This window comes from Chryseobacterium sp. SC28 (assembly GCF_003932955.1).
Taxonomy (GTDB): domain Bacteria; phylum Bacteroidota; class Bacteroidia; order Flavobacteriales; family Weeksellaceae; genus Epilithonimonas.
On sequence record NZ_QOVY01000006.1, the window covers coordinates 105,520 to 129,531 of the forward strand.

Annotated in this window: 23 protein-coding genes and 1 riboswitch; of the genes, 13 read left to right on the forward strand and 10 right to left on the reverse strand. The window is 40.8% G+C overall.

The window, feature by feature from the left end; translation table 11 throughout:
- Window positions 1–131: 131 nt before the first annotated feature.
- The gene (locus tag DTW91_RS05500; protein ID WP_125202391.1) at window positions 132–425 is read right to left on the reverse strand and encodes an HU family DNA-binding protein; all 294 of its coding nucleotides are present in this window, start codon (window positions 423–425) and stop codon (window positions 132–134) included.
- Between the two features lie 46 nt (window positions 426–471).
- Here DTW91_RS05500 and mutY point away from each other — a divergent pair, with 46 nt between their 5' ends.
- The 9 genes from mutY to asnS all read left to right on the forward strand — a co-directional run bounded on the left by mutY (window position 472) and on the right by asnS (window position 10,431).
- Entirely contained in the window at window positions 472–1,530 is a 1,059-nt protein-coding gene (mutY, locus tag DTW91_RS05505; protein ID WP_125202392.1) for an A/G-specific adenine glycosylase, read from the forward strand.
- Window positions 1,531–1,560: 30 nt separating this feature from the next.
- Window positions 1,561–1,749, forward strand: a riboswitch (cobalamin riboswitch).
- A 101-nt stretch (window positions 1,750–1,850) separates the two neighbouring features.
- Window positions 1,851–3,767, forward strand: coding sequence for a TonB-dependent receptor plug domain-containing protein (locus tag DTW91_RS05510; RefSeq protein WP_125202393.1), 1,917 nt, complete (start codon window positions 1,851–1,853; stop codon window positions 3,765–3,767).
- 144 nt (window positions 3,768–3,911) lie between these two features.
- Window positions 3,912–5,171, forward strand: a complete 1,260-nt coding sequence (locus tag DTW91_RS05515) for an NAD(P)/FAD-dependent oxidoreductase (protein WP_125202394.1) — start codon at window positions 3,912–3,914, stop codon at window positions 5,169–5,171.
- Window positions 5,172–5,244: 73 nt separating this feature from the next.
- Window positions 5,245–5,919 carry a tRNA (guanosine(37)-N1)-methyltransferase TrmD gene (gene trmD, locus DTW91_RS05520; RefSeq protein ID WP_125202395.1) on the forward strand — a complete coding sequence of 225 codons (675 nt, stop codon included), beginning with the start codon at window positions 5,245–5,247 and terminating at the stop codon, window positions 5,917–5,919.
- Between the two features lie 96 nt (window positions 5,920–6,015).
- A complete protein-coding gene (locus DTW91_RS05525) occupies window positions 6,016–6,465 on the forward strand; it encodes a hypothetical protein (protein ID WP_125202396.1) in 450 nt (149 codons plus the stop codon).
- 129 nt (window positions 6,466–6,594) lie between these two features.
- Entirely contained in the window at window positions 6,595–7,107 is a 513-nt protein-coding gene (locus tag DTW91_RS05530; protein ID WP_125202397.1) for a nitroreductase family protein, read from the forward strand.
- Window positions 7,108–7,392: 285 nt separating this feature from the next.
- Entirely contained in the window at window positions 7,393–8,106 is a 714-nt protein-coding gene (locus DTW91_RS05535; protein WP_125202398.1) for a 30S ribosomal protein S16, read from the forward strand.
- Window positions 8,107–8,199: 93 nt separating this feature from the next.
- Entirely contained in the window at window positions 8,200–8,742 is a 543-nt protein-coding gene (rimM, locus tag DTW91_RS05540; RefSeq protein ID WP_125202399.1) for a ribosome maturation factor RimM, read from the forward strand.
- A gap of 240 nt (window positions 8,743–8,982) precedes the next feature.
- Window positions 8,983–10,431 carry an asparagine--tRNA ligase gene (asnS, locus tag DTW91_RS05545; RefSeq protein WP_125202400.1) on the forward strand — a complete coding sequence of 483 codons (1,449 nt, stop codon included), beginning with the start codon at window positions 8,983–8,985 and terminating at the stop codon, window positions 10,429–10,431.
- 149 nt (window positions 10,432–10,580) lie between these two features.
- Here asnS and DTW91_RS05550 read toward each other — a convergent pair whose 3' ends face one another.
- The 3 genes from DTW91_RS05550 to DTW91_RS05560 all read right to left on the reverse strand — a co-directional run bounded on the left by DTW91_RS05550 (window position 10,581) and on the right by DTW91_RS05560 (window position 14,078).
- Entirely contained in the window at window positions 10,581–13,127 is a 2,547-nt protein-coding gene (locus tag DTW91_RS05550; protein WP_125202401.1) for a phosphoenolpyruvate carboxylase, read from the reverse strand.
- A gap of 115 nt (window positions 13,128–13,242) precedes the next feature.
- Window positions 13,243–13,683: an HRDC domain-containing protein gene (locus DTW91_RS05555; RefSeq protein WP_125202402.1), complete on the reverse strand. Its 441-nt coding sequence runs from the start codon at window positions 13,681–13,683 to the stop codon at window positions 13,243–13,245.
- A 62-nt stretch (window positions 13,684–13,745) separates the two neighbouring features.
- Window positions 13,746–14,078 carry a single-stranded DNA-binding protein gene (locus tag DTW91_RS05560; protein WP_125202403.1) on the reverse strand — a complete coding sequence of 111 codons (333 nt, stop codon included), beginning with the start codon at window positions 14,076–14,078 and terminating at the stop codon, window positions 13,746–13,748.
- A 324-nt stretch (window positions 14,079–14,402) separates the two neighbouring features.
- Here DTW91_RS05560 and DTW91_RS05565 point away from each other — a divergent pair, with 324 nt between their 5' ends.
- The 3 genes from DTW91_RS05565 to DTW91_RS05575 all read left to right on the forward strand — a co-directional run bounded on the left by DTW91_RS05565 (window position 14,403) and on the right by DTW91_RS05575 (window position 16,264).
- On the forward strand, window positions 14,403–14,756 hold the full coding sequence (locus DTW91_RS05565; RefSeq protein ID WP_125202404.1) for a DUF2116 family Zn-ribbon domain-containing protein: 354 nt from the start codon (window positions 14,403–14,405) through the stop codon (window positions 14,754–14,756).
- Between the two features lie 3 nt (window positions 14,757–14,759).
- Entirely contained in the window at window positions 14,760–15,845 is a 1,086-nt protein-coding gene (locus tag DTW91_RS05570) for an MBL fold metallo-hydrolase (RefSeq protein WP_125202405.1), read from the forward strand.
- 80 nt (window positions 15,846–15,925) lie between these two features.
- Entirely contained in the window at window positions 15,926–16,264 is a 339-nt protein-coding gene (locus tag DTW91_RS05575; protein ID WP_125202406.1) for a hypothetical protein, read from the forward strand.
- A gap of 71 nt (window positions 16,265–16,335) precedes the next feature.
- Here the strand turns inward: DTW91_RS05575 and DTW91_RS05580 are convergent, their stop codons facing one another.
- From DTW91_RS05580 to gldD, 4 genes are all read right to left on the reverse strand, one after another.
- On the reverse strand, window positions 16,336–17,715 hold the full coding sequence (locus DTW91_RS05580) for a peptidylprolyl isomerase (protein WP_125202407.1): 1,380 nt from the start codon (window positions 17,713–17,715) through the stop codon (window positions 16,336–16,338).
- A 69-nt stretch (window positions 17,716–17,784) separates the two neighbouring features.
- Complete coding sequence (locus DTW91_RS05585; protein ID WP_125202408.1) at window positions 17,785–19,620, reverse strand: hypothetical protein; 1,836 nt, start codon at window positions 19,618–19,620, stop codon at window positions 17,785–17,787.
- Window positions 19,621–19,673: 53 nt separating this feature from the next.
- Window positions 19,674–20,594, reverse strand: coding sequence for a PfkB family carbohydrate kinase (locus tag DTW91_RS05590; RefSeq protein ID WP_125202409.1), 921 nt, complete (start codon window positions 20,592–20,594; stop codon window positions 19,674–19,676).
- Between the two features lie 89 nt (window positions 20,595–20,683).
- A complete protein-coding gene (gene gldD, locus DTW91_RS05595; protein WP_125202410.1) occupies window positions 20,684–21,244 on the reverse strand; it encodes a gliding motility lipoprotein GldD in 561 nt (186 codons plus the stop codon).
- A 271-nt stretch (window positions 21,245–21,515) separates the two neighbouring features.
- Here gldD and DTW91_RS05600 point away from each other — a divergent pair, with 271 nt between their 5' ends.
- A complete protein-coding gene (locus DTW91_RS05600) occupies window positions 21,516–22,382 on the forward strand; it encodes an RNA polymerase sigma factor RpoD/SigA (RefSeq protein ID WP_125202411.1) in 867 nt (288 codons plus the stop codon).
- A 109-nt stretch (window positions 22,383–22,491) separates the two neighbouring features.
- Here DTW91_RS05600 and DTW91_RS05605 read toward each other — a convergent pair whose 3' ends face one another.
- A complete protein-coding gene (locus DTW91_RS05605; RefSeq protein ID WP_125202412.1) occupies window positions 22,492–22,998 on the reverse strand; it encodes a coiled-coil domain-containing protein in 507 nt (168 codons plus the stop codon).
- Window positions 22,999–23,049: 51 nt separating this feature from the next.
- Window positions 23,050–23,955, reverse strand: a complete 906-nt coding sequence (locus DTW91_RS05610) for a TIGR01777 family oxidoreductase (protein WP_125202413.1) — start codon at window positions 23,953–23,955, stop codon at window positions 23,050–23,052.
- Window positions 23,956–24,012: the final 57 nt, after the last annotated feature.

Here is a 24,012-nt window from a genome sequence, read left to right on the forward strand (position 1 = left end):
TTACAACAACAAAATTATTTCTTTTTGTGTCGGTTTGCTCTTCTTCTTTTTTTTCTTTTGTGAGTTGCAACTTTGTGTCTTTTTCTTTTCTTTCCGCTTGGCATACTTTAATATTTTTATACGTTATTGTTCTAATTCTTTACTTCAACCTTGCTCTTTACTTTTTCTACGAAAGTTTTTGAAGGTTTGAAAGCAGGAATATTGTGAGCCGGTATTTCTATTGCCGTATTCTTAGAAATATTTCTTCCTGTTTTTGCTGCTCTAGTTTTGATGATGAATGATCCAAAACCTCTTAAATAAACGTTATCTCCGTTATACATAGATGTTCTGATTTCCTGCATGAAAGCTTCTATCACTTTTTGCGTCTCATTTTTCTCTACTCCCAGCTTGTTCGAGATGGTATTTACCAGTTCTGCCTTTGTCATTTTCTAATTTCTTTATATTTTTGGTGTGCAAATATAAGACATATTTTTGAAAACTAACAAACAAAATGCTGATTTTCTTCACATTGGCAACAAACTGATAAACTGGTACGAAACCAATTGCCGGCCACTCCCTTGGCGAGAAAATCAGCAAGCCTACCAGATCTGGATCAGCGAAATTATTTTGCAGCAAACTCAGGTGAAGCAAGGCCTCGGCCATTTCCTCAGATTCATAGAAAGATTCCCGAATATGGCTGAACTTCACAAGGCATCGGAAGACCACGTTTTGCTCTACTGGAAAGGCTTGGGCTACTATTCCCGCGCCATTAATCTGCACAAAGCCGCGCACCAAATCATCGAAGATTTTGGTGGCGAATTTCCAAACTGTTACCACGAAATCCTGAAACTCAAAGGCATCGGAAAATATACCGCCGCAGCCATTGCCAGCATTTGTTTTGATGAAAAAATCCCGGCCATAGACGGCAATTTCTACCGCGTTTTATCAAGAATCTTCGCAGACGATTTTGATATCTCGAATTCCAAAGCATTTCATTATTTTACCAATTTGGCTCTGCTAATGATGCCTGAAGAAAAACCGGGCGATTTTAACCAGGCCATTATGGACATCGGTTCCGAGATTTGCAAACCGAAAAATCCCCTTTGCCCGGAATGTCCTGTGAACAGCGATTGTCTTGCTTATCAAACCGCAAGGATTTCGGAATTTCCTGTTAAAACCAAGAAAGCCAAAGTCACAGATTTGAACTTAAAATATTATTTTGTCCAATTCGAAAACAAGTTTCTCATCAAACAAAGAGGCGATGATTTTATCTGGAAAAAATTATTTGAATTTCCAACTTCCGTACCCGAAATTTGGGAAAAACGAATCATACATAGCAAAACCATCCATCATAAACTGACGCATAAAAATATGACCATCGAAATCCACACTATCGAATTGGAATCCAAAAAACTATTGGAAAAATGGGCCTCCGATAATGGCTATTTGATTGCAGATGAAGAACTTGCCGACTCAAAATCTTTTCCAAAACCTTTGGAGACTTTCTACAAAAAAAGAAAATCATCTGCCGTTGGCACGCTTCTTTTTTAACAATTTTTCAGTTTATTACCCAAACTTCATTATATTTGCCACAGATTTGGTTCCCGATCATTCGGGATTAAAAGGGAATGAAGTGCAATTCTTCAACTGTCCCCGCAACTGTAAATCGCCAAAAAGTATTTTGCAATCTTGCCATTGTCCGCCATTCGCGGATGAGAAGGCGCAAAATCAGCGAAAGTCAGGAGACCTGCCAGAACTACATTTGAATAAATGCTTTCGGAGGAAAAGCCTGATTCTATACGCACTTTCTGTGTTTATATTTTCGCGTTTTCAGTTCTGGAAGTTATTTTATAATCTAAAATTATAATTTAATGAACAGAAAATTATTTTTGGCTGGCGCAATGCTGACCGCCGGTGCCTCGCTTCTTGCCCAACGAACCGACACGATTGCAATCGAGGAAGTTACGGTGGCTTCGAAGATTCCTCAACAACTCTACAAAACAGGAAAAAACATCCAGCTTTTCGCAGCCCAAGATCTGGAAAACTTCAAAGGGCAAAGTCTTAATGATGTTCTCAATCAAGTTGCGGGTTTTCAAATCACAGGAAACTTCAACAACCAATCGGAACCCAAATCTCTGAAAATAAGAGGCGGAAAAAGCGCCAATGTTTTGATTTTGCTGGATGGCATCCCTCTGAAAGATGTTACAGGAAACGATTACACGGTTGCCGATCTTCGTCTGATGGCCTTGGAAAGCGTAGAAAGCATCGAAGTTCTGAATGGCGCTTCCTCGGTTTTGTACGGCTCCAATGCGACGGTTTCTGTCATTAACATCAAAACAAAAAAATCTTCCCAAAAAGACATCGAAGGTCTGATCTCCGCAAGAGGCGGTTCCTACAGCACATTTGCGCAAAATTTTGCGATAAAGGGAAAACTGCGCAAATTCAATTACCAACTCAATGGTTTTAATGAAAAATCCGAAGGTTTTTCTTCAGCAAAAGGCGATAATAGCTTTGACAAAGACGGCTGGGAAAAGCAAAACATCTCGGCCAACGCGGGATATTCTGATGAAAAATGGAATGTCAATCTTTCCGGAGGCTGGAATCACAATTTATATCGATACGACGAAGGCGCTTTCGCAGACGGACTTTACCGCGGAGACGACAAGCAGTTCTTCGCAGGCGCAAATGCCGGTTTCAAATACAAAAATGGCGAAGTGATCTTCAATTCCCGATATTCCGAAACCGATCGGCTGGGCCAAAATTATTACGCCGAACAATACAATGACCAGTTTTCGTACAAGGGGAAAAACCTTTTCTCGGAATTGTACAATTACTATAAACTGAATGATTTCTCCAGCTTCATCGTTGGCGTGCAGTACGAAAATCAGAAAATGGGTTCTGCTTCTTTGCCTTGGGAAGGAACCGAACTGGAAGATGGACTTCTGGAAAAAGACACCCACATTTCCAACTTCGATGTCTTTGCCAAAATTAATCTGAATTACAAGGGATGGAACTTGGATGCCGGTGCGAGAATGACGGACAATGCCAAATTTGGCAATCATTGGGTTTATTCTGTGAATCCATTTTATATCGGAGAAACGGAAAATTTGTTTTTCAAAATTGGATATTCTTATGCGACTGCTTTTATCGCTCCCACGCTGTATCAGAGTTTTGGATCGCTGCCGTACATTCTCCCGAATCCGGATTTGAAACCGGAAACCAACCAAAGTCACGAGATCGACCTCAGCATTGGAAACAAGTCCAAATCACTTGTGGTCAACGCGAGCCTTTTCGAGCGGCAGGAGAAAGATGTATTTGCTTACCAAACCGTCGATTTTGTGACATTTGCAGGTCAATATCTCAACGTGGACCACAACAAAACAAAGGGTTTTGAAATTGGTTTTGATTATGATTTGAATCCATATATTGGTTTTGGAGGCAATTTCAGCTATGTAGAAAAGGATGAAGAGGCGACGATGCTGCGCCAGCCCAAACAGAGAATCAATTCGTATGTGGAACTCAAACCTTTCCAATCGACGCATCTGTATCTCAGCCATCAATACGTTGGTTCGAGAACGGATGCTTATTACGATTCTTCCACTTTTTCTACGGTGCAAGTTACCGATCAGCATTTTCATCTTTTCAATTTGAACATCACCCAAAACATCACAAAAAAAATAGAAGCATTTGCAAATGTTGGTAATCTTTTCAACACTTCCTATGTGGATATCATCGGCTATAAAACAAAACCAAGAAATTATACCGTGGGCGTGAATTATCAGTTTTAGTTTCTCATAAAATTATTTTAGAGCCTTGGAGATATTGATCATCAGGGCTTTTTTTATTATTGTGTCTTGGCCGTCATTCAATTAAGCACACTTTTTGCAGAATTCAATCAAATTATGTAATCTAATATCAAAAAATAAATCGCAATGAGGGAAAAGATTGTCATCATCGGAGGTGGTTTCGCGGGCTTACAATTAGCAAGAAATCTAAATAATCAAGGAAAATACAAGGTAATGGTCATAGACAAGATGAACCATCATATGTTCCAGCCCTTATTTTATCAGGTTGCAACAGGGCGAATCGAGCCTTCCAACATTTCATTCCCTTTTAGAAAAATCTTTCAGAGATCAAAAAATATTCAGTTCAGAATGACCGAAATTAAAAAAATTGTTCCTTCCGAAAATAAAGTCATTGGCGAATATGGCGTTTTCACTTACGACAAACTTGTGATTGCCACTGGTTGCAAAACCAATTTTTTCGGTAATCAAAAGATCGAACAATTGACGATGGGAATGAAGAATACGCAAGAAGCCATTACCATCCGGAATCACATTCTGATGACTTTTGAAAAAATGATCATCGAAAGAAAAGCCAGCGACGACGGCAACTGGAATCTCGTGATTGTCGGAAGCGGACCTACCGGCGTGGAACTGGCAGGCGCATTTGCCGAAATGAAAACCCACATCCTCCCCAGAGATTATCCCAGAATGAACTTTTCGGATCTTAACATTATTCTGATAAGTGCAGATAATGCGCCGCTGGAAACCATGAGCAAAGATTCTCAACAAGCCGCAGATAAATACCTTGCTGAACTGGGTGTTAAATTTTTGAAAAAGGAGCGCGTTACAGATTACGACGGCGAGACTATCTCGATGGCAAGTGGCAAGTCGATTCCGACGAACAATGTCATCTGGGCGGCAGGAGTTACCGGAAACATTGTGGATGATTTCAACAAAGAAAATCTCATAAGAAACCGATATGTAGTAGATCGGTACAACCGCGTAAAGGGTTACGAAAACATCTTTGCCATCGGCGATATCGCCTATATGGAAACGCCAAAATATCCGCACGCTCATCCTCAGGTCGCAAACGTCGCCATCAACCAAGGTAAAAATCTGGCTCGCAATCTCAAAAAAAATTCCGAGAAAGATTGGGAAGAATATGAATATATCGACCGCGGATCTATGGCTACCATTGGGAAACACCGCGCGGTGGTCGACCTGCCGAAATTCAAATTTCAAGGATTTCTTGCGTGGTATCTATGGATGTTCTTACATTTGATGCTGATTTTGAGTGTGCGAAACAAGCTGGCTATCTTCTTCAACTGGATGTGGAGCTATCTCAACAAGGATTCTTCGCTGCGGCTGATCATCGTACCAACCAAGAAAAATCCTACGGAACAGTAATATAGTCGATAGTTGATAAATGATAATTGATTGCAATTCATCACTTATCATAGATCATTCATCATTTACAAATATGCGCATAGACATCATAAGTGTACTTCCCGAACTGATGGAAAGCCCATTCCAGACCTCGATCCTGAAAAGAGCAATGGAAAAAGGTCTGGCAGAAGTTCATTTTCATAATATCCGTGACTGGAGCACCAATAAGCATCGGCAGATTGATGACGAACCTTACGGCGGCGGTGCAGGAATGATCATGATGGTAGAACCGCTGGACAAATGCATCTCCGAACTGAAAGCGCAAAGAAACTACGACGAAATCATCTATCTCACTCCGGATGGCGAAACTCTGAACCAAAAAATCGCCAACACCTTGTCCATCAAGAAAAATCTGATTTTCCTTTGTGGGCATTACAAGGGCATTGACCAACGCGTTCGTGACCTTCATATCACCAAAGAAATTTCCATCGGCGATTATGTTTTGACAGGCGGCGAACTGGCCGCGTGTGTTTTGGCAGATTCGGTAATTCGACTTTTGCCAGGCGTTTTGAATGATGAGCAAAGCGCGCTGACGGACAGTTTTCAGGATAATTTACTTTCGCCACCAATCTACACAAGACCAGAAACATACAAAGGCTTATCTGTCCCGAAAATTTTATTGAGTGGCAACACCGCTGCCATCGAAGATTGGTTGCACGATGAAGCTGTGCGAGTTACGAAGGAAAGACGTCCGGATCTTTTGGAGTAATTTTGAGAGTTTCAAATTTGACCTATTCCTTTCTAAATATTTAGAGAGGTTTTTTATTTATTTTTATAATTATTATCTTTATTCAAAATTGGATTTATGCAGAAGACGATTTATAACAAAAGCGAGTTGCGCAATTTTGTGACAGACACGATATCCGGCAAGGTAAAAACATTGGAATTTTACCTCAATTTCTCTCTGGAAGCCAGCCGAGAAATAAAGAAAACATCAAAATACGATTCTATACGGGAGGAGATTCAGGAAGAAATTTATCATTTGGACAAACAGATGGTAGCTTTGAAAACAATGCAAACGCAGATGCGAAAAGTCCTGAACTCGGTTTCCGACACCGTAAAAATAGGATCATTGGTCATTACAAACAAAGCGCGTTTCTACATTTCGGTTTCTTTGGGCGAGTTTTTTTTCGAGGGCGACCGCTTCTACGCCATCTCGCCGGAAAGTCCGATGGCGCAGACGATGATGGGAATGAAACCCGGCGACTCGTTTGTGCTCAATAAAATAGGGCAGGAAATAGTCGAAATTTTCTAAAAAATTCCCCTCCTCCGGAGGGGTGGCGAAAATTTGCAAAAATTTTTGACGGGGTGGTTATTACTTGACTCTTTTTTTCTTTCACTCTTTGCTCTTTTATCTTTTGCCTTGATTCCCGTATCTTTGAATATGGAAAACGCTAAAATCTTAAAAAAAATCATAGAAGCGCGCAGAAGCATCTTCCCCAAAGATTATTCCGGCAAAGAAATCCCTGAAAATATCATAGATGAAATCCTGAAAAGCGCGGCCTTTGCTCCGAATCACAAACGCACGAAGCCTTGGCGTCTCAAAACTTTCAAAGGCGAGGAAAAACAAAAGCTGGGATTAGAACTTCAAAGCATTTACAAAAATTCGACAGCGGAAGTTCAGTTTCTTCAGAAGAAATATGATGATATTGGATTTAAGATTTCTAAAGCCAATGTTGTTGTCTCAATAGTTGTCCACTTCAGTAGATTGCTTCCGGAATGGGAGGAGATCGCCGCCGTTTCTATGGCCGTTCAGAATATGTATTTGACTTGTACGGCCAATAATATCGGTTGCTACTGGAGTTCGGCAAAAATTGCTGAACAGCTGAAAGACTCTTTGACCATTGAAGACAATCAGAAATGTTTGGGTTTGTTTTATATGGGAATGATAGACTAAATCACTATTTCCCTCGCCACCCATAGCCCTGATTGCAGTGGAAATCCTTTTTTGCGGGGGCTTCCGAAACTTCTAAATGACAAAACGTGAAGCAAAAAAGATTGCAACGGAAAGCAGGTTCCCGGCTCCTAAAAAATCCAATGTAACAATATATCAATTTAACGAAGTAACAATATATTCTCAAATTGGTAAATTATTAGATTTTCAAATTGTTACATTAAAATATTTTTCTATCTTTGCGCACTTAATATTTAACCGGGACGTGTTCCCCAAATTTTAAAATTTATGTCAGTAAAAATCAGATTACAAAGACACGGATCCAAAGGGAAACCTTTTTTCCACATCGTGGTTGCAGATTCCAGAGCCAGAAGAGATGGTAAATTCATCGAGAAATTAGGCATTTACAACCCTATTACCAACCCAGCAACCATAGAACTAAACGTAAATTCTGCCGTGAAATGGTTGAACAACGGGGCTCAGCCAACCGACACCGCAAGAGCAATCCTTTCTTACAAAGGCGCGTTGTACAAAAAGCACCTTCAAGGTGGCGTTGCAAAAGGCGCTTTCGACGAAGCTGAAGCCGAGAAGAGATTCGCTGCTTGGTTAGAAAACAAAGAAGCCAGAGTACAAGACAAAGTGCAAGGATTGACAAAAGCCCAATCCGACGCTAAGAAAGCGGCCTTGGAAGCTGAAGCCAAAGTAAACCAAGCTAGACTTGACGCTGCTCAAAAAGTTTTGGACGATGCAAAAGCGGAAGAAGAAGCCAAACTTGCTGAAGCGAAAGCGGCTGAGGAAGCTGCAAATGCACCTGCCGAAGTAGAAGCCACTGAAGAACCAGTAGCCGAAGCCACCGTTGAAACTCCCGTTGCGGAAACTGCAACTGAAGAACAAACTGCTGAAACAACTGCAGAAGCTCCTGCTGCTGAACCTACACCAGAAGAAACTGCAACTGAAGAACCAACTGCTGAAGCAGAAGGAACGGAAGAAACTAAGGCGTAAATCTCCAAAAAAATACAATCAAGCTCAAAGACACGATACTCTCGTGTCTTTGTTGTTCAATTCCAAACCTCAAGGTTTTATTATATTTGCAGAATGAGAAAAGAAGACTGCTATTTTTTAGGAACCATTACCAGAACGCACGGACTGCAAGGCAACGTAATCCTGAAACTGGACACAGATCAGCCTGAAATGTACGATAAACTAACCTCTATTTTTTTGGAAATCAATGGATTGCTGGTTCCGTTTTTTGTGGACAAACAGCAATGGCAGAAAGGGGACACTAAGATTATTTCGTTCAAAAATTCTTCGGAAGCTCTTGTTAATCAATCGATTGGAAAAGGGGTTTATCTTCCGCTTTCAACGCTTCCGCCGCTGACGGGAAAAAAATTTTATTACCACGAAGTTATTGGTTTCGAAATCCGCGAAGACGATGGAAAATCTTGTGGAAGCATCGTGGCCATCAATGATATGACGGCGCAGAATTACTTCATTCTCGATCTTGGCGGCAAAGAAATCATCATTCCGATTATCAGAGACTGGATTTTGGAGGTCAATCGCGAAGAAAAATTTATCAAGATGGAGTTGCCCGAAGGTCTGATGGATGTTTTCCTGATTCCTTCGAAGAAAGATGAATAATTGACCAATCCATTCAACTGAGTATAAATTGAAATATAAGAAACTTATAATCAGCCTTTTAATCATCAAACGCTGGTATCGAAAACTAAAGAATAAATATCTCCTACCTATTACAACGCTTTTCGTAAATTTGCGCACGATAATTTGAAAGATGAAACCCGGCCGACAACACTTCCCTCTTTAGGAAAGATGATTGTTAGAAGTGGGGCATCAGACCTTTGAAAAATATAAAAAATACAGATGAAACGACAGACCATCAAAGATCTATTAGTGGATTACAAAAAAATATTACATCACGACATTACCGTGCAAGGCTGGGTGCGGGCTTTCCGGTCCAACCGTTTTATCGCGCTATATGATGGTTCTACGATTCATAATTTGCAAATCGTGGTTGATTTTGAAAATTTTGATGAAAAACTTCTCAAAAAAATCAATACGGCTTCGTCTTTGAAAATTGAAGGTGAAGTGGTGGAAAGCCAAGGCGCCGGACAAACCGTGGAAATCATTGCGAAGAAAATCACGATTCTGGGCGACAATTTCTTCGAGGAATTGCAATCAACGATTCTTCAGCCAAAAAAACACAGCTTGGAGAAACTCCGTGAGCAGGCACATTTGAGATTCCGAACCAATGTTTTTGGCGCGGTTTTCAGAATCCGCCACGCGCTGAGTTTTGCGATTCACTCTTTCTTCAATCAAAATCAATTTTTCTACATCAACACACCAATTATCACCGGAACTGATGCGGAAGGTGCGGGCGAAATGTTTGGCGTGACGAATTTTGACCTTAATCATATTCCTAAAACCGAAGATGGGGCAATCGATTTTTCCCAAGATTTTTTCGGAAAGAAGACCAACTTGACGGTTTCCGGACAACTGGAAGGCGAAACGGCGGCGATGGGCTTGGGAAGGATTTACACTTTCGGACCTACTTTCCGTGCAGAAAATTCCAATACGACGCGGCATCTTGCCGAGTTTTGGATGATAGAGCCCGAGGTTGCGTTCAACAATCTTGAAAATAATATCGACCTTGCTGAGGACTTTTTGAAATACGTGATTCAGTATGTTTTGGATCATTGCAAAGACGATTTGGAGTTCCTTGACAAGCGTTTCGAGGAAGAGCAAAAATCGAAACCGGAGAAAGACCGAGCAAAAGAAGGCTTGATAGAAAAACTGAAAAACGTAGTCTCAAAACGCTTCAAGAGAGTGTCTTACACGGAAGCAATTGAGATTTTATTAAACTCCAAAGAGAATAAAAAAGGAAAATTCCAATATCCGATTGAGAAATGGGGAACAGACTTGCAGTCTGAGCACGAAAGATATTTGGTGGAGAAACATTTTGAAACGCCGGTGGTTCTTTTCGATTATCCGAAGGAAATCAAAGCGTTTTATATGAAACTGAATGACGACGGAAAAACCGTTGCTGCAATGGATGTTCTTTTCCCGGGAATTGGCGAAATCATCGGCGGATCGGAAAGGGAAGCGAGACACGATGTTCTTCTCGCAAAAATGAAAGATTTCGGCGTTGATGAGCACGAACTTTGGTGGTATCTCGATACGAGGAAATTCGGTTCGGTACCGCACGCGGGATTTGGTTTAGGACTTGAAAGGCTCGTCCTTTTCGTAACCGGAATGACGAACATCAGAGACGTGATTCCTTTCCCGAGAACGCCGAAAAATGCAGAATTCTAATGCTTTTTAAAAAAAATATAAAAAGATATAAAGTGTGTTTCCGTTCGGATTAAGAATCCAATTGAAGCAATTTTATCAATAGGAATGCCCTATTTCATCGCAAATAGACAAAATATTTTTGTTAAAATATACGGAATATATTTTAATCATTAGGCAGAATTCCTGCTGGCATTAATATTTCCGAACAGAGATCGCGTCACAAGTTTTTCATAGCTGGCCGTATTTCCTTCCCCCTTCTGAATTTTGATCAAAGCATATTGCTGGATGCTCAACAGCGGCAGCACGATTTTCTCTCGAATCTTGACGGATTTCCGATTCAGCGGTTCCTCCTGCATCAGGATTTTGAAACCGGTGAGCTCCAGCATCATTTCTTTTGAAAGAGAAAACTCCGAAAAAAGAATATTCCAAAACTCACCAAACTTCGGATTCTTTCGCATATAATAAGTCAGTGGGAAATAGCTTTTGTTCATACTCATCATCGAGTTTAGCACCAAGGTTTTGAAGAAGTCCGAACCTTTGTACAAGGCCTTGACCTCATCGAAGCGACCTGCGTCCTTCAAGGTTTTGAGTGCAAATCCGAACCCGAAGAAGCCCGGAACATTCTGCTTCAGCTGAGCCCAGGATCCCACAAATGGAATCGCGCGCAGATCCTCAAACTTTAGTTCAGATCCGCCACCTCGCTTGCTGGGGCGGCTGCCGATATTCGTGCGACCATAGTAATCCAAGGTGCTCATTTCTTGCAAATAGGGTACGAACATCGGATGCGCCTTGAGATCCGAATATTTTTGGTAACTGATCTCCGCCAATTCCGAGAGCAGCGCGCGCTCGTCCTCCGTAAGATCTTTTTTCACATCTTTGAAAACGTCATTCTCGATGCCCGCCGTTAGCAACTGTTCGAAGTTGAATTTTGCCTGATCTTTATTTCCAAAAACACTCGTGATGGTCTGGCCTTGGATGGTCAGCTCGATTTGGTTATTGGCAATGGTATTGCCTTGCGATGCGTAAAAATCGTGGGTTTTCCCGCCGCCTCTTGCCGGCGGACCGCCTCGGCCATCAAAGAACACGACGATTATGCCGCGGTCTTCAGATATCTTGGTCAGTTTCTCCTTCGATGTGTAGATTTGCCAATTGGCCTTCAGGTAGCCTCCGTCTTTAGTCCCGTCGGAAAAGCCCAGCATAATGATCTGTTTGTTATTTCTTTTGGCAAGATGCTTTTTATAAACCGGATGATTGTAGAGCTTTTCCATCACGTTTTGAGATCTGTCCAAGCCTTCCATCGTTTCGAATAATGGCACAATATCGATATGAATATCCTCATCGGCGTAGCCGCAAAGCTTCATCAACACATAGACGTTCATCACATCTTTGACGTCATCGGAATTGGAAATGATATAGCGGTACATTCCTCTTTCGCCATTATTTTCTTGAATGGTTTTAATATTATAGACACACATCAGCGTATCCTTAGTCATTTCATCTTCAAAATCATCGGGATTCAGAACCGCTCCGGAATCCAGCAAAAGTTGAATTTTTTCCTCATTGGTTTTAGACTCCGGATCTTCATTAATGACTTTTTTAAAGATATCATCGATCACAGCCTGATGAATTCTGCTGTCTTGGCGGATGTCCAGCGTGGCAAAGTGGGTTCCGAAAATCTTCACTCGATCTCGAAAATCGTCGAGAACGCTGAGAAAGAGACCGTTGTGCTCCTCCACAAGGATTTTTTCTGCCCTGTCAAGTTCTGCAATAATTTCTTGAGCAGAAATCTTGGTGTCGTTATGAAAAATAGAATCATAAATTCTTTTGCTCAACGCCGTCAAAACATCGGAAACGCCACGGAAACTCAGTCTTCTTCGGACGATTTTCAGATGTCCGTAATAATCTTTGAGGATTGATATTCTTAATTCCTCGGCGACTTTCATCGTGATATCGGCTGTCACAAACGGGTTTCCATCGCGATCGCCGCCCGGCCAGAAGCCCAGCTGGATGATGTCGGGACTCGGCGTAAAATTGGGCGTTCCGAAGACCTGTTTGATCTTTCGGTATAGTTCGCCGATGGTTTGATAATAGACATATCGGAGGTAATAAATGATGCTCATCGCTTCGTCCAGAGGTGTTGGTCTTTCTTTGTTCACGAAAGGCGTTTTGCCTAACTGCTGAAGCAAAGCATCGATCTGCGTAATGGAATCGTTTATGATGGCATCGCGCAAGTCGTGAATAATTCTTTGGACGGCATTAGGATAAAACTGCGTGGGATGCGCCGTAAAGACGATTTTGATAGCGAAGTCTTCCATCTTCTTTCTGATGGCCGCCAGATGATGCTCCTGAGAGGCTCTGTCGTAGAGATTCATTACAGTTCCGGGGTCGCTTTCGGAATGCAGATCCTGAAAAGCGGCATCTTCTATGCTGTCGAAAAGCACCACTTGTCTTTCGATGTACTGGATGATTTTGAAGAGGAGTTCCAGTTTCTGTTCCTCGGTTTTCAGTTCGGTATGTTTTTGGAAAAACTCTTCGACTATTTCTTCCGGAGATTTCCCCAGTTGATAGCCTTCTCGGCTTTCTTCTGCAAGGAAAGGGAGCAGCATCCCAATGTTCGTCATTTTATCATAGGGCAGACTCATAAAGAGCGAATTGTAGATTTGAAATTTATTTTCTACAAGTTGCCGAAAGGTTTCAATTTTTTGATCGTTTAGCATCTAACAAAAATAAAAGATAAATCGCACAAATCAACTCTGGAAATGTTATTTTTATCTTAATATCTCAGAAATTACTAAAAAATAATTTAAGTCTTAAGCTCAAAAAACGGTTCAATTAAGCATTTTCCAAAACTTCCAGAATTTCAGAACCATATCTTGCAATTTTCGATGATCCCAAACCGTTTATATTTTCGAGATCTTCCAGATTACTGGGCTTATGCTTTGCGATCGCCATCAGATGTGTATTATGGAAAACAGTGTAGGCGGGCGATCCCGCTTCATTTGCTTTTTCAACGCGCCATTCTTTCAGTTTTTTATAGATAATCATTTCTTCCGGCGATAGTTCTTCCTCGGAATTTAAGGTTTGCTTATCAGATTTCGATTTGGTTGGCCTGTCCTGATAAAAAATGAGGACCGACCAATAATTCATTCCATCCTCGATTACTTTTGAATTGGTATTGACTACGTCATACTTTGATATAAAATCATTGATCTCCGCTTGATCGCTCGCAAGAAACTGCTCGTACAATCTAATTTGAAATACTTTAACTTTCATAATTTTTGATTTTAAAATAGAAAAAAAACCTTGACAAGCAGGACTTGCCAAGGTTAGAATAATTATTTGGATCCTAAGAGAAGAAGCTCTTCCACTCTGATTTCCGTCAAGAAATGTTTTGTTCCATCTTTGTGATCGTAAGATCTGTAAGTCACTTTTCCTTCGACGGCAATTTCTTTGCCCTTTGGGACATATTTTTCCATAATCTCTACGGTTTTGCCGTATGCAACCAGGTTGTGCCATTGCGTTTCTTCCACTTTTTCGCCCGCCGCATTGATGTAGAAATCTTTGGTTGCGAGTGAGACTTTTGCTTTTTTAGAACCGTTTTCAAACGTGAAAACTTCTACTTCTTTTCCTGTGTGACCAATCAATGTCACTTTGTTTCTTAAAGACATAATAAATATTTTTTTGGTTAAACTTCTAAAATCAGGACGTGATTGTCTGTTTTCCCGATTTTCTTGCTGCAAATTTTCAACAAAAAGAAAACCCGAATCGGTAGAAAAGTATTTATATCCGTTTGTAATCGTTTGTAATTGGAAATGATTTTATAATTTTGAATCATTGCAAAACATTAATACAAAAACAATTACCAAAATTTAGAACTTTTTATAAGCATTAGGATTGCACCCAAACCTTTCGGATAAAAGGAATACTGAAACGCAAAGATTCTATTTTGGAGACTTCTTAAGAAAAGATTGCCAATTGTAAACACAAAAAAAATGGAAAACCTAACCTGCCCGGAATGTGGCGACAAAATCGTAGGCAGATCCGACAAAAAATTCTGTTCCGATGCTTGCAGAAATGCCTTCAACAACAAGCAGAATAAAAACTCGAGCAATTATATGCGAAATGTGAACAACAGACTCCGCAAAAATTACCGCATCCTTTGCGAACATAATTTTGAAGGAAAAACGAAAATCAATCGTCTTAAATTAGAAAATGCCGGCTTTGATTTCGATCATATCACCCAGATCGTGACCTACAAAAACGGTTCTCAATACTTCTTCGTCTATGACCAAGGCTACAAAATCTTGGATGGCGACTGGGTATTAATCGTAAAAAAGACCGATTAAAATATGATTCTTACCGTTCTGATTGTACTCGTTGCGCTGGCTTTCTACATTTATTATCTCCCTGTTTTTGGCGGGACATTTTCCGGAAAAAGATTGATCCGGATGAGAAAATCTCCGAATTACAAAAACGGCGCTTTTCAGAATCTAAGTGATACGCCGGCGCTGGCAGAAGGCTATACAATGTGGCAAGTGATGTGGGAATTTCTGACAGATAAAACCAAAGATAAAATCCCGAAATCCAAATTGCCTTCTCAAAAAATCAATCTCAAAGAGCAGGCAGCTTCTGATAATTTCCTCGTCTGGATGGGACATTCGTCTTATTATTTTCAGCTGGATGGCAAACGCTTTTTGGTAGATCCTGTTTTCAGCGGGCATGCCTCGCCAATTCCCGGGACGACGAAGGCTTTTGAAGGAACGGATGTTTATTTTGCGGACGACTTTCCTCAGATCGATTTTCTAATTATTTCGCACGATCATTATGATCATTTGGATTATAAAACCATCAAAACGCTTCGACCCAAGATCGACCAAGTGATTTGTGCATTGGGCGTAGGCTCGCATTTCGAAAAATGGGGTTTTGATGAAGAGAAAATCACGGAACTGGATTGGTACGAAGATGAGGAAATATCGAGAGGATTTGAGATAACTTCTACGCCCGCGAGGCATTTTTCGGGAAGACGATTTAAGCGAAACAATACGCTTTGGTCTTCTTATGTTTTGGAAACTCCGACGAAGAAAATATTCATTGGCGGAGACAGTGGCTATGATTTTCATTTTAAAGAAATTGGGGAAAAATATGGTCCTTTCGACTGGGCCATTCTGGAAAATGGCCAATACAATGAAAAGTGGCGCTACATCCATACTTTGCCGGAAGAATTTGTCGATGTTGCAGAAGATCTTCGGGCGAGAAATGTTTTGCCGGTTCATTCGGGGAAATTTGCTTTGGCACAGCACCCTTGGTACGAACCTTTTGAAAAAATTGCCCAAAACCACCGGGGAAAGAACCTTAGAATTGCCACACCCATAATTGGTTCCAAAGTGGATCTTGATGATGATTCTCAAACTTTTTCTGCGTGGTGGAAACCTTAATCTTACTAAATGTTCACTCTCGGACTGTCGATACCGGTTAAATTTGTAAAATGAACGATAAATCCTAAAAAACAACAATTTTGAAAGAACTAAATGATCTAGAATTGACCTTATTGCAGGCTTTGGCCGCAAAATATCCACAGTTGCAATCGCACATTGCACATCTGAAAGCAGCCGAAAGAAAATTGACCCCAAAAGGTTTGGACGTGACGCTTGCTTATGAAAATTTTACGGGTAACTTCGATGACCTAGATGCGCTATTCAGCAACGGAGAAAACATCGCAATCAAAGGTCTGAAAAATGGTTTGAGCTATGTCATCGATGTGACGATGGGACAAATCACCGCCATCGAATTTTCTACTTACAACGAAAAATGGGACGGAAATCTTGTCGATTTTAAAATTTTGGGAAAAGAATAATGAGAATATTATCATAAAGAAAGGATGAACTTTCGCTCATCCTTTTATATTTTTGCGATCAAGAAATCATTCTACTTCGCAGTAGTCACCACCGTGTTTTTCAGCCAGTTGCTGTGGAATTTGCAATCCTTGTATTTATCGTCAATTGAAATAAAGATGGACGGAATCTTTTCGTTCACCCATTTCTCCACAATTTCATTTTTCTTCTTGTTCAGCGCCATTTCTTTGATTCTTTCGTAATCCGTGGAGAGTTCCAGCTGATGCGCATCGATGATATCATTGACTTGGACAATGCTGATCATTTTTCTTTTCTGCTGATCTTCTTGTTGGAAGGGTTCTGTGATGTCGTTTTTTTTCAGACCCGCAATCTGGTAAGAAATCGTGGGATCCAGCCCCAATCGCTCCAGTCTGTCCGAGCCGTCTTGGTTATTGGTCATAACGCCGGCGGAGAATTTGTTGCTCTTGTCGTCCGAGAATTTGTATGCGGCCTCTTTGAAACTCATTTTGTTTTGCAATATCAGAGTTCGGATGCTGTCTAGTTGCTTGGTGGCTGCAGCTATCTCTTCGGCGTTCGGCGTGCTTTTGATGAGGATATGTCTCGCGTCGTACCTTTTGCCGTTTCTTTTGATTAATGTAATGAGGTGATAGCCATACTCGGATTCCACAGGATCGGAGATTTCGCCTTCCTGCAGATTGAGTGCCGCGGCTTCAAAAGGTTTTACCATCTGCCCCACATTGATGTTTTTGTAGAGTCCGCCGAGTGCCGCAGAACCCTCGTCTTCGGAATAGATTCTTGCTTGGTTTTCGAAGCTTTCGCCATTTTTGATATCCTCTTTTATTTTATTGAGTTTCGCAATAATTTCTTTTTTGTGCGCCTCAGAAAGCTTAGGAAATATGCTGATTTTTGAAAGCACCACTTCATCTTTCACGTTGGGCAGTTGGAATTTGAATTGGTTGTAAAAATCGGTAACCTCGGTGGGTGTCACGTCGGCTTTTTCGGTAATTCTTCCGTATTTGGCCTGTCCGTAATAGTTGTCGGTGTCTATTTTTTCGATTGCTGCTTTCATCTCGTAAGATGTACGGAATTTGTATGCAGCCAGCATGGCTTTCTCGTCTGGAAATTGAGAAAGAATCTGGGTGTATTTGGTACCGGCCATTTCTTTGATTGCGGCCGATCTGTTTTCTATAAGGGTATCTTTTTTGGCTTCGTAGATGAGTAATTTATTGTTCAGGATGCTTTCCAGAAAATCGCATCTTTCTCCCACATTGGCACCCTGCTGCTTCGCATAGTTGGCCTGATCCTCGATGTCGGACTCCAGCACAATTTCGTCGCCTATTACGGCTGCTATCCCATCAATTAGCTGACCCTTGCTTAGCTGGGCAGACATGTTCGTCGTAAATACGCAGAGAATCGCGGACCATAAAAAAAGACATTTCGAATATTTCAACATTATTATTGATATTTATTTAAGTTGCAAAATTAAGATTATCAAGCCATTTTGCTTCATGATTTGTTATAATTATTTCTTAAAATTTTTCTTGAGTTCTGCCATAAAAGCGGGCTGAATCTCGACTTTGGTTTTTGCCCTTTGATCTGCTATTGTTTTTTGGAGCAATCGTTCGGTCACGGCATCTGTCATATCTTCTTTTGCTTCGTCCAGCGTCATCTGCTGCTCCGGCAGAATCTCGTCTATGGCAACTACCACATCCCGGTCCGAAATTTTGGTGGTAAACGTTCCTTTTTTAAATGGTACATTGTGTTTCTTGAAGATGTCGGAGGATTCCTGAATTTTCCCTTGTTCGAAATGTACCAAAACCTTATTCTGATCATTGACCTGGTCTTTGTACTTCGCTTTCAAAGCTTCCCATTTTTTCGGATCTTTCATTTCTTTTTCGATATCCTTCAATAATTTGGGATCGGAGATGACGGCTGCTCTGGATTCTGCTCTTTTTTCCCAGACAAATTTGGACTTGTTTTCGTTGTAATAATCGGCGTAAAGTTTAGGATTATTTTTCACTTCTTGTTTCAGATATTCGGAAAAGATATACTCCGAATAGAGGTTTTTGCGCAGATCCTCGATTTCCGGTTTGATCTCCGGCAGATTTGGAAAATTCTTGGCATAGACGCCCATCATATATCGCTGAGACTGGTAATCTGCCAGCTCGGACCATTGGCTGGCGGACAATTGTTCCAGATTTTTGTACTGCGCATCCATCGCTTTTTTGAAATCTTCGTACGTCACAATATTTTTTCCGTAGCTGAAGAGCACTGCTTTGGGATTTTTCGGATTCAGATAGTTTTGATAAGATTTTTTAATCTCCGCAAAATCGGCCGTTTCCGCATATTTGTCCTGCGTTTTCAGCCACTCAATCATTCTCGATGTTACTTCTTCTCCGTAGCTTGTTGCCAGCATCTCCTTCTGGAAAAAGCTTCTGTTGGCATCGGTGAGCGTATAGGGCTCGATATTATAAATATTAAAAATAAAATATTTGTCGCCGAAGAGCATCGGAGTTTTCGTATAGAAATCTTTCGCTTGTCCTTTCAGAGCATTGTAAACTTCGTCCGGCAAAATGGGAGAGCCCATTACTGCACCGCCGGAATTCTTCTCATCCTCAGTAGCACCAAACTCCTTCACGACGGACTGGAATTTCTTGCCTGCTTCCAGTTCCTTATAGATCTTGGCTTTGGTGGTTTCATAATTGGCATCATTCGGAATGGTCAAAACGCCAAAAATCATATATCCCAAGCTGGGTCTGCTCCCTAACACCTTAGCAAAACCCACCACATTGGGCTTGTCTATGAAAGGTGTGTAGGAATTGATGGGCGTATTTTTAATTTGCTGATAAAGCGCATAGTCCAACATTCCGGGTTTTATGTAAAATGCTTTAGACGCTTCGGGCGTAGCATTTTTGGTCATGAAATCTTCCATCGTCATTTTTCCGGATTTCACAGCATTGTAAAGCGCTTTGTAGTCTGTTTTATCATCCGTTTTTTTCTCTTTAATGAAAAGTATAATCTGGGTTTCTGTCTTATTGGAATCGACAAAATCCTGAAGCAAAGGATCGATAATGGACTTTGGATAGAACTTCTGCTCGCGGAGTTCAGATAGTCTCTGATTGACAGAGTTCACAAAAAAGTTAAGCGTATCTGCTTTTTTTTCTTTAGCCAATTGCTGCAGCAACAAAAATTCTACCGTCGAATTTACCGATTTGTCGGGACCGTTTTGCTCCAGACCATACCGGTTTTCTTTGATATAATCTTGTACAGAAATGCTGTCTCTACCAACGATCAGATATTGCGAAAAAACCATCGAGGACGGCAATGCCAGCATAATTGAAAAAAATATTCTCTTCATTTGTTTTATTTTTTGACCACTTCTTTTGAGTGATAAATTTTATTAAAGTTAAATTAAATAACGGACTCGAAACTTGTCAACTCTTTGAATTGGCGGATTCTGCCGTCTAGTTCTTCTTTCGTTACATTTTGGATTCTTTCGGTTCCGAATTTTTCTACCGTGAAGGAGGCCATCGCGCTCCCCACGATAATCGCGGTTTTCATACTTTCAAAACTGAAATCCGCCTTTTTTGTCAGGTAGGAGGCAAATCCGCCTGCGAAAGTGTCGCCGGCGCCTGTGGGGTCAAAAACTTCTTCCAAAGGCAAAGCAGGAATGGCAAAGATTTTGCCGTCGTGGAACAGCAAAGCGCCGTGTTCGCCTTTTTTGATAATCACAGATCGGGGTCCCATATTGTGGATTTTTTTAGCCGCTTTTACCAAAGAATATTCTCCGGAGAGTTGCCTGGCTTCTTCATCATTAATGGTAATCACGTCTGTTTTCGCAATCACTTTCATCAAGTTGTCCCAGGCGATATCCATCCAGAAATTCATCGTATCGAGAACGACCAATTTCGGCTTTGTTGTCATGCTTTCCAAAACCGCAAGCTGAACTACAGGATCTAAATTTCCCAATAAAAGCACCTCGGCGCCGGCTGACTGTTCCGGAACTTTCGGGTCAAAATCTGCCAAAACATTCAGTTCTGTTACCAAAGTGTCTCTCGTGTTCAGATCATTATGATATTTGCCGCTCCAGAAGAATGTTTTGCCTTCTTTCACCATTTCTACGCCATCCACATTGATGTTTTTTGACGTCATCATATCCAGATATTCCTGAGGGAAATCGCCGCCGATGACGGAGACCAAACTCACGTCTGTATCCAAAGCCGACGCCGCCAATCCGATGTAAGTGGCTGCACCGCCAAGGATTTTATCGGTTTTTCCAAATGGCGTTTCTATGGCGTCAAAAGCGACCGTTCCTACTGCTAATAATTTCATAATTTAAGTTTTTACTATCGGCAATAGTCCTTTCGCTGATTGCCTTTTCTATTGTTAATCTTTATTCTTGTTATCTTTTGCCTTGTTTCCTAGTTCTTTTTCCATTCAAAAGAATCGATCAAATGTAAAAGATCTTTTTTGATATAATCTACCGCCGGCGCCAAAGAATCCGGACGCGGCCGCGAATTGAAATATAAATTGCCCGTCACGAAATGTCTCGTGCTATCGGTCACATAAAACTGAATATTGGAGGCCGTCTGACCCTTGAGTTCGTAGAAATTACCGTAAACATTTTTCTCCGGATAGGCGAAAGATTTGGTATCGATGGAGCTGGCTTTGATGGTGTGTTCATAAACCATTTTTTCGGCTTCCTTCACGTGAAGCGGAAAATCATTTTTGATCGGGAAATAGGTGATGAAAACATTGGCTTTCATTTTCGGGTAAGACAAATTGTACCAGCAGGGTTGCTTAGCATCTTTAACGACTGCAAAATCTGAATACTCAAAAGCGTAAGGGCAAGGAGACGAAAAACGCACATATTTAGGAGCTGGATATTCCAAACGCAAATCGCCTTTCGGCTTCGGAACCGGTTCTTTGGCGCAGGAAAAAAGGGATAATCCTATGAAAACTCGGATGAGATTTTTAAACATTCGACAAAAATAACAATTAGAATCCATACCGTGAATTTTGAATCCTTAATTTTTGTTAAGATACTTGATTTTCAGAGAAATGCAGTTTTTTTTAACGTTTTTTGTCTATGCATCTAAAAAATCGTTCTATGTTTTGAAAGCCTCATATAATATGAAAGTATTTAAAAAAGCGTTAAAATTTGAAGATTAATCCTGCGAATATAAAATATTTGTAACCTTTTTCGGTTTATGATCGTATAATGTATTGCAACCTAAAGAATGGGTTTTTCTTATGAGACAATTAAAAATTACAAAGCAGGTTACCAACAGGGAAACCGCATCATTAGACAAGTATCTGCAAGAGATTGGCAAAGTGGAACTGATCACTGCCGATGAAGAGGTAGATTTAGCTCAGAGAATCCGTGCCGGCGACAGAGCCGCGCTGGAAAAACTGATCAAAGCCAATCTTCGTTTCGTGGTTTCCGTTTCAAAGCAATATCAGAATCAAGGACTTTCTCTTCCCGATCTCATCAACGAGGGAAATCTCGGTCTGATGAAAGCCGCGAAAAGATACGATGAAACGAGAGGTTTCAAATTTATCTCCTATGCGGTTTGGTGGATTCGTCAATCCATTTTGCAGGCTTTGGCTGAGCAATCGAGAATTGTGAGATTACCATTAAATAAAATTGGTTCTATCAACAAAATCAACAAAGCCTATGCCCATTTGGAGCAAGAGAACGAAAGACCACCTTCTCCGGAAGAATTGGCGGAAGTGCTGGATATGAGCGAAGACGACATCAAGGAATCTATGAAAAACAGTGGCCGCCACCTATCGATGGATGCGCCGCTTGTGGAAGGCGAAGATTCTAACCTTTATGACGTTTTGCGTTCGGGAGAATCGCCAAGTCCAGATAAGGATTTGATGTTGGAATCTCTACAAATCGAGATTGAAAGAGCGCTTCAAACTTTGACGCCGAGAGAAGCGGATTTGGTAAGATTGTATTTCGGATTAAACGGAAAACATCCAATGACGCTTGAAGAAATCGGTGAAACTTTTGACCTTACAAGAGAAAGAGTTCGCCAAATCAAAGAAAAAGCGATCAAAAGATTGAAACACAACACCAGAAGTAAGATCCTGAAATCTTACCTTGGTAAATAAAAATTCCTTTTTCGGAATGTAATTGAAGCAAGACTTTTTGGTCTTGCTTTTTTTGTTTGAATGCTGCTAAAAATTCAGAGTTCGCAACGTCTCGAAAAAAAATTTAAAACTAATATTCTTTTTTAAGACTTTCAATCAGATTTTCGAGTTCTTTGATTTTGTCTTTTAAGTTCTTGATGTCGTTCTTGTTGCTGGAAACTTTGCTTTTCAGCATCACCGTGCGGGCGCGTTCGCTGTGGTCTTCGTCATCTTCATCCTCGTTGATTTCTTCCACATCTTCCTGGATCTCATCAATATCTTCCTGGATTTCGTCTATATCTTCTTGGATTTCTTCAATATCTTCCTGGATTTCGTTTACATCTTCCTTCAAATCCTCGATATGTTCTGTACTTTTATTGACAGTCATTTGGATGAAAATCGCCAAATAAATCGCTTCCAAAGAAACAACAGTGGTGAGAACCAGCAACATATGTTCGAATTCCACAATGTTAAAAATCGGCAACGCGAAACAAACGATAAAGAAAATCGTGTGAAAAATAAGAGACGGAATAGAGCCGACCCACCAAATTACCCCGTTGGCAACTTTTTCCAAATTCTTAACTTTTTCCTGATTCATTGATAAATTTTGATAAAAATAAGAATTTAAAACCCGTTTTGCAAATCTGCTTTAAGTAATAAGATCGGCCAAAGCTTTGTCCAAAGTATCGTAACCAAACTGTAACCCCGAATTCTCGATTTTTCTGGAGGAAATTCTACTTCCTTCCAAAGCTAAAACAGACATTTCGCCCAAGATAGCTTTAATTACAAATTTGGGAATATTCGGCAACCAAATTTTCTTGTCGAGCTGCGCCGCTATTTTTCGAGTCAGTTCTCGGTTGTTCACAAAATCTGGTGCAACCGCATTGTAGGCGCCTTCCATCGACACATCTTCCACAGCTTTAATGTATATCGAGACCAAATCGTCCAGATGAATCCACGGAAAATACTGATCGCCCGAGCCTAAAACTGCGCCGAAATTCAGTTCGATTGGCTTTTTGAGAGCGTCCAGAGCGCCTCCCTTTTCCGAAAGTACCGTAGAAGTTCTGATGCAGACGACTCTGCTGCCCAATTTTTCAAATTGATGCGCTTTTTCTTCCCAAGCCGTGCATACATTCCCTAAAAAGTCGGCAGCCGGCGGATCGTTTTCAGAAAAAATCTGTGTAGAAGTAATTTGCCCGTAAATTCCTACTGCCGAGGAAGAAATGACGGCTTCGGGATGAATATTTTGTTTCTGCATTTCTTCAAAAATGAATTGAGCAGAATTGATCCGGCTGTTGTAGATTTCCTTTTTGTAAGCTTCTGTCCAGCGTTTGCTGATGCTGGCTCCGGCGAGATGAATGAAAGTGTAAGTACCATCTAATGCGCCATCTTCTATAAAACCATTTTCATAATCCCAAACATAAGAGGTGAAATCGGATTTGTTTTCGGGTTTCGAACGCACAAGAATCTCAACTTGATAGCCTCTTTCGAATAATTTTCTGGAAAGTTTTTTCCCAATAAGTCCCGTTGCCCCGCTGATGAGAATCTTTTTCATAATGGAATTTCCTTTCTGAAATCAAAAACGAGTCCAAGTAAAACCAAATTTTATATT